This is a genomic window from Pseudomonas sp. NMS19W (genome assembly GCF_051554255.1).
In the GTDB taxonomy this organism is placed as follows: Bacteria; Pseudomonadota; Gammaproteobacteria; order Pseudomonadales; family Pseudomonadaceae; genus Aquipseudomonas; species Aquipseudomonas kribbensis.
On the sequence record NZ_CP136718.1, the window covers coordinates 1,552,414 to 1,569,329 of the forward strand.

12 protein-coding genes are annotated in these 16,916 nt (G+C 60.9%); 9 read left to right on the plus strand and 3 right to left on the minus strand.

The window, feature by feature from the left end:
* Window positions 1-11: 11 nt before the first annotated feature.
* The 3 genes from R1A29_RS07090 to phhA form a co-directional block, all read right to left on the minus strand.
* Complete coding sequence (locus R1A29_RS07090; protein WP_438301031.1) at window positions 12-1,205, minus strand: amino acid aminotransferase; 1,194 nt, start codon at window positions 1,203-1,205, stop codon at window positions 12-14.
* On the minus strand, window positions 1,205-1,561 hold the full coding sequence (locus tag R1A29_RS07095; protein WP_003222798.1) for a 4a-hydroxytetrahydrobiopterin dehydratase: 357 nt from the start codon (window positions 1,559-1,561) through the stop codon (window positions 1,205-1,207). The genes R1A29_RS07090 and R1A29_RS07095 overlap by 1 nt, the downstream gene beginning before the upstream one ends.
* Window positions 1,562-1,671: 110 nt before the next feature.
* Entirely contained in the window at window positions 1,672-2,508 is an 837-nt protein-coding gene (gene phhA / locus R1A29_RS07100) for a phenylalanine 4-monooxygenase (protein WP_438302013.1), read from the minus strand.
* A 224-nt stretch (window positions 2,509-2,732) separates the two neighbouring features.
* Here phhA and R1A29_RS07105 point away from each other — a divergent pair, with 224 nt between their 5' ends.
* The 9 genes from R1A29_RS07105 to R1A29_RS07145 all read left to right on the plus strand — a co-directional run bounded on the left by R1A29_RS07105 (window position 2,733) and on the right by R1A29_RS07145 (window position 16,874).
* The gene (locus R1A29_RS07105) at window positions 2,733-4,295 is read left to right on the plus strand and encodes a sigma-54-dependent transcriptional regulator (protein ID WP_085710425.1); all 1,563 of its coding nucleotides are present in this window, start codon (window positions 2,733-2,735) and stop codon (window positions 4,293-4,295) included.
* Window positions 4,296-4,499: 204 nt separating this feature from the next.
* Entirely contained in the window at window positions 4,500-5,240 is a 741-nt protein-coding gene (locus tag R1A29_RS07110; RefSeq protein ID WP_085710427.1) for a flagellar basal body rod protein FlgF, read from the plus strand.
* A 45-nt stretch (window positions 5,241-5,285) separates the two neighbouring features.
* Window positions 5,286-6,071, plus strand: coding sequence for a flagellar basal-body rod protein FlgG (gene flgG / locus R1A29_RS07115; RefSeq protein ID WP_007958342.1), 786 nt, complete (start codon window positions 5,286-5,288; stop codon window positions 6,069-6,071).
* 53 nt (window positions 6,072-6,124) lie between these two features.
* The gene (flgH, locus tag R1A29_RS07120) at window positions 6,125-6,820 is read left to right on the plus strand and encodes a flagellar basal body L-ring protein FlgH (protein ID WP_007965503.1); all 696 of its coding nucleotides are present in this window, start codon (window positions 6,125-6,127) and stop codon (window positions 6,818-6,820) included.
* A 272-nt stretch (window positions 6,821-7,092) separates the two neighbouring features.
* Complete coding sequence (locus R1A29_RS07125; RefSeq protein ID WP_438302014.1) at window positions 7,093-8,202, plus strand: flagellar basal body P-ring protein FlgI; 1,110 nt, start codon at window positions 7,093-7,095, stop codon at window positions 8,200-8,202.
* A gap of 11 nt (window positions 8,203-8,213) precedes the next feature.
* Window positions 8,214-9,506: a flagellar assembly peptidoglycan hydrolase FlgJ gene (gene flgJ / locus R1A29_RS07130; RefSeq protein ID WP_438301032.1), complete on the plus strand. Its 1,293-nt coding sequence runs from the start codon at window positions 8,214-8,216 to the stop codon at window positions 9,504-9,506.
* 21 nt (window positions 9,507-9,527) lie between these two features.
* Window positions 9,528-11,573 carry a flagellar hook-associated protein FlgK gene (gene flgK, locus R1A29_RS07135; RefSeq protein ID WP_438301033.1) on the plus strand — a complete coding sequence of 682 codons (2,046 nt, stop codon included), beginning with the start codon at window positions 9,528-9,530 and terminating at the stop codon, window positions 11,571-11,573.
* Window positions 11,574-11,586: 13 nt separating this feature from the next.
* Entirely contained in the window at window positions 11,587-13,155 is a 1,569-nt protein-coding gene (locus R1A29_RS07140) for a flagellar hook-associated protein 3 (RefSeq protein WP_438301034.1), read from the plus strand.
* Between the two features lie 116 nt (window positions 13,156-13,271).
* Window positions 13,272-16,874 (plus strand): glycosyltransferase, encoded by a 3,603-nt coding sequence (locus R1A29_RS07145; protein WP_438301035.1) that lies wholly within the window; start codon window positions 13,272-13,274, stop codon window positions 16,872-16,874.
* The last annotated feature ends 42 nt before the right edge of the window (window positions 16,875-16,916 follow it).

Consider the following 16,916-nt stretch of genomic DNA (forward strand, 5'->3'; position numbering starts at 1 on the left):
TCACGGAGGGTTTATTTGCAGACGTTGGCGATCGCTTCGGCCAGCAGATCCAGGCGCGTCGCATCGATCCCGGCGACGTTGGCCCGGCCTGAGCTGACCATGTACACGCTGTGATGCTCGCGCAGGTTTTTCACCTGTTCCGGCGACAGGCCGGTGTAGGAGAACATCCCGCGTTGCACGCCAATGTGCGCAAAACGCTCACGCAGGCCGTGGGGTTCCAGCGCTTCCACCAGGCCACTGCGCAACTGGGCGATGCGCAGGCGCATGGCTTCCACTTCGTCGGCCCAGCGGCGTTTCAGCTCCGGGTCGGCGAGGATCGTGGCGACCACAGCCGCACCGTGATCCGGTGGCGTCGACCACAAGTTGCGGGCGATGTGGGCCAGCTGGCTGCGGATGTCGATGAGCTTGTCGGCGGTTTTCGCGCAGACGATCAGCGCACCGGTGCGGTCGCGGTACAGGCCGAAGTTCTTCGAGCAGGAACTGGTGATCAGCAGCTCGGGCAACTCGGCGGCGAACAGCCGGGTTGACCAGGCATCCTGCTCCAGACCGTCGCCGAAACCCTGGTAGGCAAAGTCGATCAGCGGCAGCAGATCGCGGCTGCGCACCACGTCCAGCACCCGGTGCCAGTCGTCGTGACTCAGATCGAAACCGGTCGGGTTGTGGCAGCACGCGTGCAGCAGCACCACATCGCCTTTCGGCACTTCATTGAGCACGGCGAGCATCGCATCGACGTCGAGACGGTTGTCGCTGCCAACGTACGGGTAATGGCTGATCTTGACCCCGGCTGCCGCGAAAATCGTTTCGTGGATCGGCCAGGTCGGGTTGCTCAGCCATACGCCTTTGCCCGGCAGGCACTGCGCGATGAAGTCTGCCGCCAGACGCAGGGCACCCGTGCCGCCCGGGGTCTGGGTGGCGCCAGTGCGCTGCTGGGCGATCAGTGCCGAATCGGCACCGAGCACCAGCTCATTGATCACCTTGCCGAACACCGGATTGCCGTGGCCACCGATGTAGGTCTTGGTGTCCTGGCTCTCGACCAGACGCGCCTCGGCGATTTTCACCGCCTCGGGGATTGGCGTCAGGCCCTGGGCATCCTTGTAGACGCCCACGCCGAGGTCGAACTTGCGCGGGTTGGAATCCTGCGCGTAGGCCTCCATCAGGCCGAGGATCGGGTCGCCGGGCACCCGGCCGATGGCGTCGAAGTGCATTACTTGCGTCCTTCTGCAGTCTTGGCCACTTCGTCGGTGCGCGCGGCCATGATGAAGTCGTTGCGGTGCAGGCCCTTGATCGAGTGGCTCCACCAGGTCACGGTGACTTTGCCCCACTCGGTCAGCAGACCCGGGTGGTGACCTTCGGCCTCGGAGATCTCGCCGACGGCATTGGTGAACGCCAGGGCGTGCTTGAAATTCTTGAACAGGAAGACTTTTTCCAGCTGCATGATGCTGTCGCGTACTTCGATGTTCCAGTCAGGGATCTGCTTGATCAGGATCGGCAATTCTTCATCGCTGACCTGTGGAGCATCGGCACGGCACGCTTCGCAATGGGCTTGGTTCAAGGTGGACATGGTGTACTTCCTGAAATCTAGAGGTGTTTTTTTATATTGGCTGACAATGCCGTCACGCTAAACCAAAGCCGCGACGACTGACAGACTCACTTGTAAGTAAAAGCCACGGTTCACGCAGCTTTTGGTTTCGGCGGAAATTTCGGTGCGTGCAGACCCAGCTGCATGCCTTGCTTGACCATGCCCATGATGTCTTCGTGGGCGAGGTCGAACAGGCGCTTGAGGTTCGGCAGGACAAAATACAGCGGTTGCAGGATGTCGATGCGATACGGCGTGCGCATGGCTTCCAGCGGATCGAAGGTCTGATGCTCGGGCTCGCCCGACAGGCTGTAAACGGTTTCCTTTGGCGAGGACAGAATGCCGCCGCCGTAGATGCGTTTGCCTTGCGGGGTGTCGACCAGGCCGAACTCGATGGTCATCCAGTACAGGCGCGCCAGGTAAACGCGTTCTTCCTTGGTCGCTTGCAGGCCGAGTTTGCCGTAGGTGTGGGTGAATTCGGCGAACCACGGGTTCGTCAGCAGCGGGCAGTGGCCAAAGATCTCGTGGAAAATGTCCGGCTCTTGCAGGTAGTCCAGTTCTTCACGGGTGCGAATGAAGGTGGCCACCGGAAACTGCTTGCTGGCGAGCAATTCGAAAAAGGTCTGGAAGGGAATCAGCGCCGGGACGCGGGCGACCTGCCAGCCGGTGGTCTCGCCGAGCACCTTGTTGATCTCGCCCAGTTGCGGGATGCGGTCGTGGGGCAGGCCGAGTTTTTCGATACCGTCCAGGTATTCCTGGCACGCCCGACCCTCGATCACTTTCAACTGGCGGGTGATCAGCGTGTTCCACACCGCGTGTTCTTCGGCGGGGTAGTCGATAAAACCTTGCGCATCGGGCTCGCGGGCCACGTATTGCGTCTGCTTCATACTGCTCTCCTGCGAGGGGAATTCGTTCTTGTTATGTCCTGCTATGGACTGAGAAATACCCCAGAGCGTGCCGTGTTGCAGCAGGTTGAAGAACCGTCGGGTAGGAAAAGTCTCTATAAATCGTAAAATTATCGTTACGCTTTGTGCGATAAGTCGTGGTTGCGGTGATTCGCGGGTTTGAAACGACCTGTGTCTGTCACATAAACTTGACGACTATCTTGCGGGCGGCAGAGAAAAATCCGCCCCCTTTACCTGTTTCGGGCCTTTATATGCGTATCAAAGTCCACTGCCAGAACCGCATCGGCATCCTGCGCGACATTCTCAATCTGCTGGTGGAGTACGGGATCAACGTCGCCCGCGGCGAGGTCGGCGGTGAGCACGGCAACGCGATCTATCTGCATTGCCCGAACCTGATCAACCTGCAGTTCCAGGCGTTGCGGCCCAAATTCGAAGCCATCGCCGGGGTCTTCGGCGTCAAGCGGGTAGGGCTGATGCCCAGCGAACGTCGACACATGGAGTTGAACGCGTTGCTCGGTGCGCTGGAGTTTCCGGTGCTGTCGATCGACATGGGCGGCTCGATCGTTGCCGCCAACCGGGCGGCGGCGCAGTTGCTCGGCGTGCGGGTGGATGAGGTGCCGGGGATTCCGCTGTCGCGTTACGCCGAAGACTTCGACCTGCCGGAACTGGTGCGCGCCAACAAGTCGCGAATCAACGGCATGCGGGTCAAGGTCAAGGGCGACATCTTTCTGGCCGACATCGCTCCCCTCCAATCGGAGCACGATGACAGCGAGGCCATGGCCGGTGCAGTGCTGACGCTGCACCGGGCGGACCGGGTCGGTGAGCGCATCTATAACGTGCGCAAGCAGGAACTGCGTGGCTTCGACAGCATCTTCCAGAGCTCGAAAGTGATGGCGGCGGTGGTGCGCGAAGCCCGGCGCATGGCGCCACTGGATGCGCCGCTATTGATAGAAGGCGAAACCGGCACCGGCAAGGAGTTGCTGGCGCGGGCGTGTCACCTGGCGAGCCCGCGCGGCCAGTCGCCGTTGATGGCGCTCAACTGTGCGGGGCTGCCGGAATCGATGGCCGAGACCGAACTGTTCGGCTATGGCCCCGGCGCCTTTGAAGGCGCGCGTGCCGAAGGCAAACTCGGGCTACTGGAGCTGACGGCGGGCGGCACGCTGTTCCTCGATGGCGTCGGCGAAATGAGCCCGCGCTTGCAAGTGAAATTGCTGCGCTTCCTGCAGGACGGTTGCTTCCGGCGTGTAGGCAGTGATGAAGAGGTTTATCTGGATGTGCGGGTGATCTGCGCCACTCAGGTGGATCTGTCGGAGCTGTGTGCGAGAGGAGAATTCCGCCAGGATTTGTATCACCGCCTCAACGTGCTCTCCCTGCACATTCCGCCATTGCGCGAATGCCTCGACGGTTTGACGCCGCTGGTGGAGCACTTCCTCGATCAGGCCAGCCGGCAGATCGGATGCCCGCTGCCGAAACTGGCACCGGCGGCGATGGACCGGCTCAGCCATTACCATTGGCCGGGCAACGTACGGCAACTGGAGAACGTGCTGTTCCAGGCGGTTTCGCTGTGCGATGGCGGAACGGTCAAGGCCGAGCATATTCGTCTGCCGGATTATGGCGTGCGTCAGCCGCTTGGCGATTTCTCCCTCGAAGGCGGATTGGACGAGATTGTCGGGCGCTTCGAAAAAGCAGTGCTTGAGCGACTGTATTCCGAACATCCGAGCAGTCGGCAACTGGGCAAGCGGCTTGGGGTTTCCCATACGACCATTGCCAACAAGTTGCGTGAATACGAAGTCGGCAAAGACGCGTCCGAGTGATCCCGACCGGCCTGGTTGATTGCCGCGAAGCGGCATGACACCGCCGGTTTTTCGTCTTCGATATATTTCCTTCTTTCCCGCAAAACCCCTCAAGTCCTTTGTTTATCGGGTCCCTGGCCGCCAGAAAAAAGTTGGTCTGCAAATTGCTTGTGGGTCAGCAGTACAGCGGTGGGCGGCAAACGTCCGGCATGCAGAGGAAAGAGTGTGGACAAGTACCTTTATGTGGCAATGACCGGCGCCAGCCAGAACGCACTGGCGCAAAAGGCTCATGCCAACAACCTGGCGAACATCTCCACCAATGGTTTTCAGCGCGACCTGGAACAGGCGCGTTCGATGCCGGTGTTCGGTGACAGCTTTCCGGCGCGTGCGTTTGCCATGAGCGAACGGCCTGCTACCGACTTCACTCCGGGCTCCCTGGTGCAGACCGGGCGTGACCTCGACGTGGCCGTCAGCGGCAATGGTTTCATTGCCGTGCAGAACCCCAACGGCGGCGAAAGCTACGTGCGCACCGGCAGCCTGAATATCGACGCCCTTGGCGTGCTGCGTGCCGGCAACGGCATGCCGGTGCTGGGTAATGGCGGTCCGATTGCCATTCCGCCGGAGCAGCAGGTGGAAGTCGGTGAAGACGGCACCATCAGTATCCGTGCGATGGGCGAGGGCCCGCGCGTCATGGCCGAAGTCGACCGGATCAAGCTGGTCAATCCGGACATCAAGAACATGAACAAGGGCCTGGATGGTTCGATCTACACCAAGGACGGCCAGCCTGCGCCGGCCGATGCCAACGTCAAGCTGGTATCGGGTTTCCTGGAGTCGAGCAACGTCAATGCCGTGGAAGAGATGACCTCGGTGCTGGCCCTGGCCAAGCAGTTCGAGTTGCACGTCAAGATGATGAACACCGCCAAAGACGACGACCAGGCCATGGCTCGGGTCTTGCAGATCAGCTAATTATCAGAACGTCGCGCCGTAAAACAGGCGCACGAGGAGAATCGAATGCTTCCGGCTCTATGGGTTGCCAAAACCGGTCTGTCCGCCCAGGACACCAACCTGACCACCATTTCCAACAACCTGGCCAACGTGTCGACCACGGGTTTCAAGCGTGACCGCGCCGAGTTCCAGGACCTGCTGTATCAGATCAAGCGTCAGCCAGGCGCCCAGTCGACCCAGGACAGCGAACTGCCGTCGGGTCTGCAAGTGGGTACCGGTGTGCGCATCGTCGGCACCCAGAAAAACTTCACCGCCGGCAGCCTGCAAACCACCGAGCAGCCGCTGGACATGGCCATCGACGGCCGTGGTTTCTTCCAGATCCTGCAGCCGGACGGCACCACGTCCTACACCCGTGACGGTACTTTCCACCTCGATTCCAACGGCCAGATCGTCAACGCCAGCGGTTTCGCCCTGGAACCGGCGATTGTCATCCCGAACAACGCCCAGACCTTCACCGTCGGCCGTGACGGCACCGTGTCGATCACCGTTGCCGGCAACGCCGCGTCCCAAGTGATCGGCAACCTGCAGACCGCCGACTTCATCAACCCGGCCGGTCTGCAAGCCGTGGGCAACAACCTGTTCCTGGAAACCGCCGCTTCCGGCGCGCCGCAAGTCGGTACTCCGGGCCTGAACGGTTTTGGCACCACCCTGCAGAACACCCTGGAAACCTCCAACGTGAGCACCGTGGAAGAGATGGTCAACATGATCACCACCCAGCGCGCTTACGAGATGAACTCCAAGGTGATCTCCACCGCCGACCAGATGCTCTCGTTCGTAACGCAGAATCTGTAATCAAGTCTATGAGGCGGCCATGAGGTCGCCTGCAACACCGTGAGGTAAGGGTCATGAAACGCTTCGTATCTGTTCTGGCATTGGGTGGGGTCGTCTCGCTCGCGGGCTGCGTCGCTCCGACGCCCAAGCCCAATGACCCTTACTACGCCCCGGTGTTGCCGCGTACGCCGTTGCCGGCGGCCGCCAACAACGGCTCGATCTATCAGGCCGGTTTCGAACAGAACCTGTACAGCGACCGCAAGGCGTTCCGGGTCGGTGACATCATCACCATCACCCTGAACGAGAAGACTCAGGCCAGCAAGAACGCCAACTCGCAAGTGGCCAAGAACAGCAAGACCGGCATCGGCCTGACTTCGCTGTTCGGCGGCAGTGGCACCACCAACAACCCGTTGGGCGGTAATGATCTGAGCCTGGACGTCGGCTACAGCGGCGACCGCGCGACCAAGGGCGACAGCAAGGCGGCCCAGGGCAACACCCTGACCGGCTCGATCACCGTGACCGTCGCCGACGTGTTGCCCAACGGCATCATCGCCGTGCGTGGCGAGAAGTGGATGACCCTCAACACCGGTGATGAACTGGTGCGGATCGCCGGCCTCGTACGTGCCGATGACATCGCCACCGACAACACCGTGTCGTCGACCCGGGTCGCCGATGCGCGCATCACCTACTCGGGCACCGGTTCGTTTGCCGATGCGAGTCAGCCAGGCTGGTTCGACCGTTTCTTCCTCAGCCCGCTGTTCCCTTTCTAGGTGGGGGGCGTGTCATCTCTTATTTCCTGGGTTGCGCCGGGCCTGCTTTTACGCAGGGCAAGGCGCGAGGAGTGCAGTTTGGTTGTTCCAAATAAACGACGAGTAACGCCGCCCTGCGTAAAAGCAGGCCCGGCCCTTCGGGTTGTGTCTGAGCGCGCGCCATGCTGCGTTGCAGGCCTTGCCAAGGGAGCGACCATTGGCGGCGGCCTGCGCCTTGCCTGGCTCGCGCTCAGACCTCAACGCAGCCCAGGAAATAAGAGATGACCCGCCCCGTGTTGAATTTCAAGAGCCTCATGGTGGCTGCCGTTTTGTTGTCGGCGGCCTTCAACGCACAAGCCGAGCGGCTGAAAGATATCGCCAGCATTTCCGGCGTGCGTTCCAACCAGTTGATCGGCTACGGCCTGGTGGTCGGGCTTAACGGCACCGGCGACCAGACCACGCAAACCCCGTTCACCCTGCAGACCTTCAACAACATGCTCTCGCAGTTCGGCATCAAGGTGCCGCCGGGATCGGGCAACGTGCAGTTGAAAAACGTCGCGGCGGTGTCGGTGAGTGCTGATCTGCCGGCGTTCGCCAAGCCGGGTCAGCAGGTCGACATTACCGTTTCGTCCATCGGTAACTCCAAGAGCCTGCGCGGCGGCACCTTGTTGCTGACCCCGCTCAAGGGTATCGACGGCAACGTCTACGCCATCGCCCAGGGCAACCTGGTGGTGGGCGGTTTCGATGCCGAAGGTCGTGACGGTTCGAAGATCACCGTCAACGTTCCGTCGGCCGGGCGCATCCCCGGCGGTGCCTCGGTCGAGCGTTCGGTACCGAGCGGTTTCAACCAGGGCAACAGCCTGACGCTGAACCTCAACCGTTCCGACTTCACCACCGCCAAGCGCATCGTCGACAAGATCAACGACATGCTCGGCCCAGGTGTCGCCCAGGCCATCGATGGCGGTTCGATCCGTGTCACCGCGCCGCTCGATCCGAGCCAGCGCGTCGACTATCTGTCGATCCTGGAAAACCTCGAAGTCGATCCGGGTCAGGCGGTGGCGAAAGTCATCATCAACTCCCGTACCGGCACCATCGTCATCGGCCAGAACGTGAAGGTGTCGCCGGCCGCCGTGACCCACGGCAGCCTGACCGTGACCATCACCGAAGACCCGATCGTCAGCCAGCCTGGCCCGTTGTCCAACGGTCAGACCGCCGTGGTGCCGCGCTCGCGCGTGAACGCCCAGCAGGAAGCCAAGCCGATGTTCAAGTTCGGCCCGGGCACCACCCTCGACGAAATCGTCCGTGCGGTGAACCAGGTCGGCGCGGCACCGGGTGACCTGATGGCCATTCTCGAAGCACTGAAGCAGGCCGGCGCGTTGCAAGCCGACCTGATCGTGATCTGAGGACGCCGCCCATGGATATGCGCAAAAGCGGTCTGGTCAGCAGCAGCGATTCGGGTTCGTACTCCGACCTCAATCGCCTGAACCAGCTCAAGGTCGGCGACAAGAACAGCGACGGCAACATGCGCAAGGTGGCGCAGGAATTCGAATCGCTGTTCCTCGGTGAGATGCTCAAGTCGATGCGCTCGGCCACTGAAGCGCTGGGTCAGGACAACCCGCTCAATACGCCGGCAGCCAAGCAGTATCAGGAAATGTACGACCAGCAACTGGCCGTTTCCCTGTCCCGCGAGGGCGGTGGTATCGGTCTGGCTGACGTGCTGATGAAGCAGATGTCGAAGAACAAACCGATGGCGCCGGGCGAGGCCGCCGCCGCGTCCGCTGCCAAGCAGCAGGAAGCGCTGGCCAAGGCCGCTGCGGTGGAAACGCCGATTGCCGCCGGCACCGTGGCCACCAACGGTCCGCTGTCGCGCCTCAATGGCGAGCGTCCTTTGTGGGCTTCGCGTTCGGTGCATGCACCGAACACCCAGCTGGCCCATCGCAATGACATGGAAATGATCAACCAGCGTCGTCTGGCACTGCCGCCGAAACTGGCTGACCGCCTGCTCGCCGGTCTGGTGCCTTCGGCCACGCCGACGGCCGCCACTCAATTGCCGCAGCGCGACACATTGGCTGCCGCCACCGGTTCCGGCCCGCTGTACAACGGCGACTGGCTGGCCCGCGCCGAGGCGGAAAAGGCCTCGGGCGGACAGATGCAGATCTACGGCCGCGCCATGGCGCAGATTCCCCTGGCGCCGGCCAAGCGTGCGTTCAGCAACGCTGACGAATTCGTCAACACCATGCTGCCGATGGCCAAAGAGGCCGCGGCGCGCATCGGTGTCGATCCGCGTTATCTGGTGGCTCAGGCCGCGCTTGAAACCGGCTGGGGCAAGTCGGTCATGCGCGCTCAGGACGGCACCAGCAGTCACAACCTGTTCGGGATCAAGGCCAGTGGCAACTGGAAGGGCGATTCGGCACGGGCGATCACCAGCGAGTTCCGTAACGGGCAGATGGTCAAGGAGACGGCGGAGTTCCGTTCCTATGCATCCTACAAGGACAGCTTCCATGATCTGGTGACGTTGCTGCAGAGCAACAATCGCTATCAAGAAGTGCTGAAGTCGGCCGATAACCCAGAACAGTTTGTACGCGAGTTGCAAAAGGCCGGTTATGCGACCGACCCGCATTACGCGACGAAGATTTCACAGATTGCCAAGCAGATGACCGTCAATCAGAACTACGCTGCGGCCGGCGTTTCAACAACGCCTTTATAAACACAAGGTAAGGTTTGAATCATGAGTTTGCTCAATATCGGGATGTCGGGGTTGGCCGCGAGTTCGTCCTCTCTGGCTGTGACAGGTAACAACATTGCCAACGTCGACACCGCCGGTTATTCGCGCCAGCAAACCGTGCAGGGCACCAAGGCCTCGCAGCAGGTCGGCAACGTTTTCATCGGCACGGGCACGACCCTGGCCGACGTGCGCCGGGTGTACAACTCCTACCTCGAAACTCAACTGCACACCGCTACCTCGCTCAACAGCGAAGCGGCAGCCTACGGTGCCCAGGCGACCGCGCTGGACGCCTCGCTGTCCGATACCAACACTGGCCTGACCGGTGTACTGCAGAAGTTTTTCACTTCGATGCAAGGTGTAGCGACCTCGGCGACCGACGACACTTCCCGTCAGTCGGTGCTGACCGGTGCGCAGGCGCTGACCAGTCGCTTCAATGCCCTGGCCAAACAGCTGAACGATCAGAACACCACGATCAACGGCAACCTGTCGGACATGGCTTCCCAGGTGAACAAGCTGGCCACCTCGATTGCCAACCTGAACCAGAAGATCGGCGAGGTTTCCACCAGTGGCGGCCAGCCGAACGATCTGCTCGACAGCCGTAACGAAGCCGTGCGCCAGCTCTCCGAGTTGACCGGTGCGCAAGTCGTCGAGCGTGGCACCAGTTTCGACGTGTATATCGGCACCGGCCAGCCACTGGTCATCGGCAACACCACCAACACCCTGAGCACTGTTCCGGGCAAGGATGACCCGACGCGCATGGGCATCCAGATGGACCGTGGTTCAAGCACCATCGACATCACGTCGGCGATGAGCGGCGGCGAAATCGGCGGTCTGCTGACTTATCGCAATGAAGTGCTCAACCCTTCGCTCAACGAGCTGGGCCGTGTAGCACTGGTCATTGCCGACCAGATGAATCGCCAGCAAGCCCAGGGCATCGACAAGAACGGTGACTTCGGCGCGCCGATCTTCAATGACATCAACAGTGCCGCGCTGATCAGCCAGCGCAGCATCGCCTCGGCGGGCAACAACGCGGGTTCGGGCAACCTGAACGTCACCATCAAGGACACCGGCAAGCTGACCACCAGCGATTACCAGGTCACCTTCACCAGCGCCACCAACTATTCGGTAAAGCGCTCGGACGGCACTGACATGGGGTCGTTCAGCACCACCACCACGCCACCGCCAGTGATCGACGGTTTCACCCTGGCCCTCAATGGCGGTGCGCTGAGCGCCGGTGACACCTTCAAGGTGACGCCGACCCGCAACGCAGGATCCACGATTCAGACCGTGCTCACCGATCCGAAGAAAATCGCGGCGGCGGCACCATTGACTGGCGTGGCCAGTGCCAACAACTCCGGCACTTACACCCAGCCGACGCTGGTCGACACCCTCGACATCACCAACCCGGCCTCCCAGGCCGAGCTGCAGAATGCGCTCAAGTATTCGACGCCGGTCAAACTCGTCATGGGTGCGGTCACCAGCGGCAGCCAGTCGTACAACATGGTCGATGCCAAGGGCTTCACCATCGGTACCGGCACCATCGTGCCGGGGCAGGCCAACACCCTGAACCTCAAGATCGGCATGGTCGATTCCACCGGGGCTCCGGTGATGGATACCTCGGTTACGCCGAACGTGCAGAAAACCTTCACCGTGCAGACCACCGTGGGCGCGACGCCGAAGCCAGGCGAAACCTTCACGATCAACCTGACCGGCGCGGCCTCTTCGGACAACCGTAATGCGCAAGCTCTGGTCGGCCTGCAGACCAAGCAAACCGTGGACACCGGCACCGGCAGCAAGGGCATCAGCCTGACCGACGCCTACAACAAGCTGGTGACCAACGTCGGTAGCAAAGCGGCCCAGAGCAAGTCCGACAACGAAGCCACCTCGGTGATCCTCGATCAGGCTCAGGGGGCACGCAACTCGCTGTCCCAGGTCAACCTCGACGAAGAGACTGGCAACCTGGTCAAGTATCAGCAGTACTACACCGCCTCTTCGCAAATCATCAAGGCTGCGCAGGAAACCTTCGCAACGCTGATCAACAGTCTTTAAGGAGCCGTAATTCATGCGCATTTCCACCGCCCAGTATTACGCGACACAAGCTGCTCAATATCAGCGCAATTACAGCAAGACTGTTGCCACCGCGAACGAGGCCAGCAGCCTGCAGCGCATCAACACCGCCGCCGACGATCCGATCGGTGCCGGGCGTCTGCTCAAGCTGGGTCAGCAGGCTTCGATGCTCGAGCAGTATCAGGGCAACATCGATACCACCAAGAGCGCGCTGACCGTGCAGGAGTCGACGCTGAGCTCCATCACCACGGCTTTGCAGCGCGCCAAGGAAATCGGCCTGGCCGCCAACAACGGCATCGCCACCGACGCAGATCGCAAGGCTTACGCCGACGAGTTGAGCCAGATCCAGCAGCAGGTGCTGGGTCTGATGAACTCCAAGGACGCCAACGGCAACTACCTGTTTTCCGGTTCCAAGACCGATACGGCGCCGTACTCGCAGAACGCCGATGGCACCTACACCTATAACGGTGACCAGACCCAGATCAATCTGAACATCGGCGATGGCATGTCTGTCGGCACCAACACCACCGGTTGGGATGCTTTCCAGCAGACCATCAATACCAGCCGCACTCAGACCACCATGACTGCTCCGGCTGTTGATGACGGTCGCGTGGTGCTGTCCAGCGGTACGGTCGGCAACAGTGCCACCTATGACGCCAAGTTCGCGAGCGGTCAGCCGTACACGGTCAGCTTCGTTAGCAGCACCCAGATGAAAATCACCGATGCCTTGGGCAACGACGTGACGACCGAAGCCAGCCAGAACGGTGTGATCAGCAACAGCAACGGCGCGAACCAGGCCGTCAGCTTCCGTGGCGTCGATCTGAGGGTGAACATCAACCTCAAGTCCGGCGACAACGCGGATGCGGTGATTGCCGGTCACAGCTTCCAGCTGTCGGTTACACCTGACTCGTTCACCACGGCGCGCAGCCCGGGCAACCCGTCCACCGCGGTCATCACCGGTTCGAACGTTACCAACCAGGCAGCTTACAATGCTGCGTTCCCGTCGGGCGGTGGTGCGATTCTCAAGTTCACCAGCGCAACTGACTTTGACCTGTATGCGGCGCCTGTCACGGCCGACAGCAAACCTGTGTCTTCGGGCACTGTGGTTGCAGGTAATGCCACTGCAGCCGGTGTGACCTTTGCCATCGGCGGCGTACCTGCTGCCGGCGATCAGTTCTCGATCCAGTCCAACAATCATCAGACCCAGAACGTGCTCGATACCCTGGGCCAGATGGTCACTGCACTGAAAGCGCCGATTGATGGCGATCCGGTAGCCAAGCAGAAATTCCAGGGCCAGATGGAGTCTGCGCTGGGCAACATCGACAGCGCGGCCAATCAGATTGGTACGGCGGTGACGTCGATCGGTGCGCGCGGGCAGTCGCTCGACGACCAGAACACCACCAACCAGAGCCTGATCCAGGCCAACACCACGACTCAGGGGTCGATCCGTGATTCGGATCCTGCCGAGGTGATGACGCGTCTGACCTTGCAGCAGACCATGCTGCAGGCCTCGCAGCTGGCGTTCAGCAAGATCAGCCAGCTGGGCCTGTTCAACAAGATCTGATGCTGGCCGGGCGCGCAAGCGCCCGGTTGCCTTGATCGTTTTGTACCTATTGTCTTCTTTTGCGGTTTTGAAGGGCTCGCAGTTTCGGGCGGGTTCCCGCCGCTTGCGAGTCCGCCGTGAATTCACTTCCCCTTGTCAGCCTTGTCATTCCTGCCTTCAATCCGCGCTTTTTCGAGCGGGCATTGCGCAGCGCCGTCAGCCAGGGTTATGGCAATCTCGAAATCATCGTGTGCGATGACAGCCGTGGCCATGAAATCGAGGCCATGGTCGGGCAGATGACCGAGCAGAGCGGGGTCGCCGTACGTTACGTGCGTAATCCGCATACCTTGGGCATGGTCGGCAATCTGCAAGCCTGCCTGGACCAGGCGCAGGGCGAATTCATCAAATTTCTGTGTGATGACGATCAGTTGTTCACCAGCTGTATCGAGCACCAGGCCGATGTGCTGGTCCGGCATGACGATGTCAACCTGGTGCTGGCCCAGCGTCTTTTCTGGGACGCCGACGACATGGTGTTGCCTTCGCGGCTGGAAAATACGCCCCTGTCGCCAACCAGTGGTCTGTTCAAGGGTATTGACCTGCTGGCCCTTTTCGAGACGTTTCCGTCAAACATCCTCGGTGGTTTCAGCAGTGCCCTGTTCCGTCGCGCCGATATTGTCGAATTACTGCCGGCCTTGACCCAGCCGGGGCACTGCTTTGTGGCGAGCCTCGACTTTGCACTGTTCGTGTGTTTGCTGCGTCGCGGCAATGCGGTCGTCTCCAACCATGTGTTGAGTGTCGAGCGCCTTTATCCCGATCGTCTGAGCGGCCAGCAAGCCATGAAGGATGCTCTGGGGGTCGAGCAGCAATGGCTGCTGCAAATGCTCAAGTCGCGCAGTGGCGAGTCGGCACCTGCAAAGGGGTGGGTACGTCATGTGCCGATGCTCAAGGCAGACGAATCGCCGCGGGTCTGGAAAGAGCTGCCCCTGAGCCGAACGCTCGGCACCAAACAGAGTGCACAGATATGGCAAGTCGGCAGTAACAGCCAGAGTTTTTCCGAGCTCTATTCGCAATGGCTGGAGTGTCGCGCGCTCAGCGACGTCCAGCGCAGATTACTGCCGGACATTTTGGCGGGCTGGCCATCCACGCCGCGAATCGTGCCGATCGTGGTTGATGAGCAGGGCAGTCCGGCGGCGCTGGAGCGTACGCTGGAAAGCCTCGCCGCCCAGGACTACCCGCCCGAACTGACACTGGTGCTTTCCAGCGATTGCGCGGAGCCGGCACTGGAGGGGCGAGTGTTTCATTTGCCGTTGCAGGACGATTATCTGCAACAGATCAATCAGCTGTTGCCGCAGCTGGAAGGCGCCGACTGGTTCTATCTGCTGCGTGCCGGTGATCGTCTGGTGGTCCCTGCGTTACTGATGATGGCCGAGCGCATCGCCTTCGACAGTGCCTTGCGCATTGTTTACAGCGATGAGGGCGGTTTGCGTGCGGGTGAGCCGGTCGGACCAGCGTTCAAGCCGGACTTCAACCTGGATCTGATGCGCACTTTTCCTTATGTCGGCCGTGCCCTGGCGTTCCAGCGCGACACCTTTCTGGCTCTCGGCGGTTTCGATTCGACGTTCACCGAACTGGCGCCTCACGACATGCTGTGGCGGATGGTGGAGGACCAGGGCACTCAGGTGGTCGGGCATCTGGCCGAGGTTGCCATTGAGTCGGGATTCGACCTGACCCAGTGGCTGTCCCTGCCTGAGGTGACGCAAAACAACCCACGATTGCTGTCAGCGCACCTTGATCGCCTGGGGATTTCCCACGACCTGCGACGCGGCTGCGTCGAGCTGCTCAATCGTGTCGATTATCGGCATGCGAATCGGCCTTTGGTCTCGATCATCATTTCGACTCGCGACCACATTGCGGCCTTGCAACGCTGTGTCGAGAGCCTGCTGGAAAAAACCGCTTACAGCGAATACGAGCTGTTGCTGGTCGACAATGGCAGCCAGACCACCGAAGCCCGTACGTGGCTGGACGGTATGGCGCAATTGGGCAGCGAGCGGGTGCGGGTGCTGACGTACGCGCAGCAGGGTAACCTCGCCGCAATGCGCAACTTTGCCGTAGGCCAGGCGAGGGGCGAATATGTGCTGCTGCTTAACCCTTACACGGTGATCACTCAGGGTGACTGGCTCGACGAGTTGCTCAATCACGCCCAGCGTCCGGAAGTCGGCATCGTTGGCGCCAAGCTCTTCAACCCCGATGGCTATGTTCTGCACGCGGGGCTGGTGCTCGGTTTGCAGGGAACGGCCGGCCTGCCGTTTTATGGTCAGGCCATGCAGTCCCCCGGGTACATGTTCCGCTTGCAGGCCGTTCAGGATCTGAGTGCCGTCGGTGCCGACTGCCTGATGGTGCGCAAATCGGTATTCGATGCGGTTGATGGCATGGATGAGCAGAGCCTGCCGCATATGCTGCATGAAGTGGACCTGGCACTGCGCGTAGCCCGGCAGGGTTATCTTGTGGTGTGGACGCCTTATGCAGTGCTGGCGCTGGGTGCGCAGCCGGTGGAGGCGGTCAACGATGAAGAAGGGGTCTCGCACAGTCAGCAGGAAGAAACGTTCTTCAAGCGTTGGCTGCCGGTCATTGCCCGTGACCCGGCCTACAATCCCAATCTGTCGTTGCACAAGCACACGGGCTCAAGCTTCGCGCTCGAGCCGGGCCTGCGTACGGGCTGGAGTCCTTTCAGCAACAGCAGCTTGCCGAAGATTCTCGGGTTGCCGATCAACGCATCGGCCATCGGCCACTATCGTGTCACTCAACCGCTGATCGAGCTCGAAGCGGCAGGCCGGGTTCAGAGTCAGATCCGCTACAGCGTGAACCTGCCGCCGATTGTTGAAATCGAGCGTATGGCGCCGGATGTGATCATTCTGCAAGGGCGTTATACCGAAGCACCGGTCAATGAAATGCCGTTGCTGTGCAACTACTTCAAGGCGCGGCGCATTTACGAGCTGGATGACTACGTCATCGATGTTCCGCATCGCAACGCGCATATCCGCAACATGCCGGACAAGTATGAAATGGAGCGTGTCGTTCGTCGTGCGATCGGCATGTGCGACCGCGTCGTGGTCTCCACTCAGCCGTTGGCCAATGCATTGTCGGATATGCACCACGACATTCGCGTAGTGCCGAACATGTTGGCGAAAGAGTTCTGGAGCAACCTGCGCAGCCAGCGCCGGACTTCGAAAAAACCGCGAGTCGGCTGGGGTGGCGGCACCAGTCACCATGGTGACCTGGCGGTGATCGCCGATGTCGTGCGCGAACTGGCGAATGAAGTCGATTGGGTGTTTTTCGGCATGTGCCCGGACGATCTGCGTCCGTACATGCATGAGTTCCATGGGGTGATTCCCCTCGATGCGTACCCGGCGAAACTGGCCAGCCTCAATCTGGACCTGGCCCTGGCGCCGCTGGAATTCCACATCTTCAACGACTGCAAGAGCAACCTGCGTCTGCTGGAATACGGTGCTTGCGGTTACCCGGTGATTTGCACCGACACCGAAGCGTATCGCGGCTATCTGCCGTGCACGCGGATCAAGACCAATTCCACGGATGAATGGCTGCAGGCAATTCGCATGCACCTGGCTGACCCGGATGCGAGCTACCGCATGGGTGACGAGTTGCGTGAAGTCGTACTGCGCGACTACGTACTGCGCGGCGATAACCTGCGTTACTGGGAATATGGCTGGCTCGCGGATTGATCGATTCGTACCTGCAGCAGCGAAAAACAGGCGACTTCTACA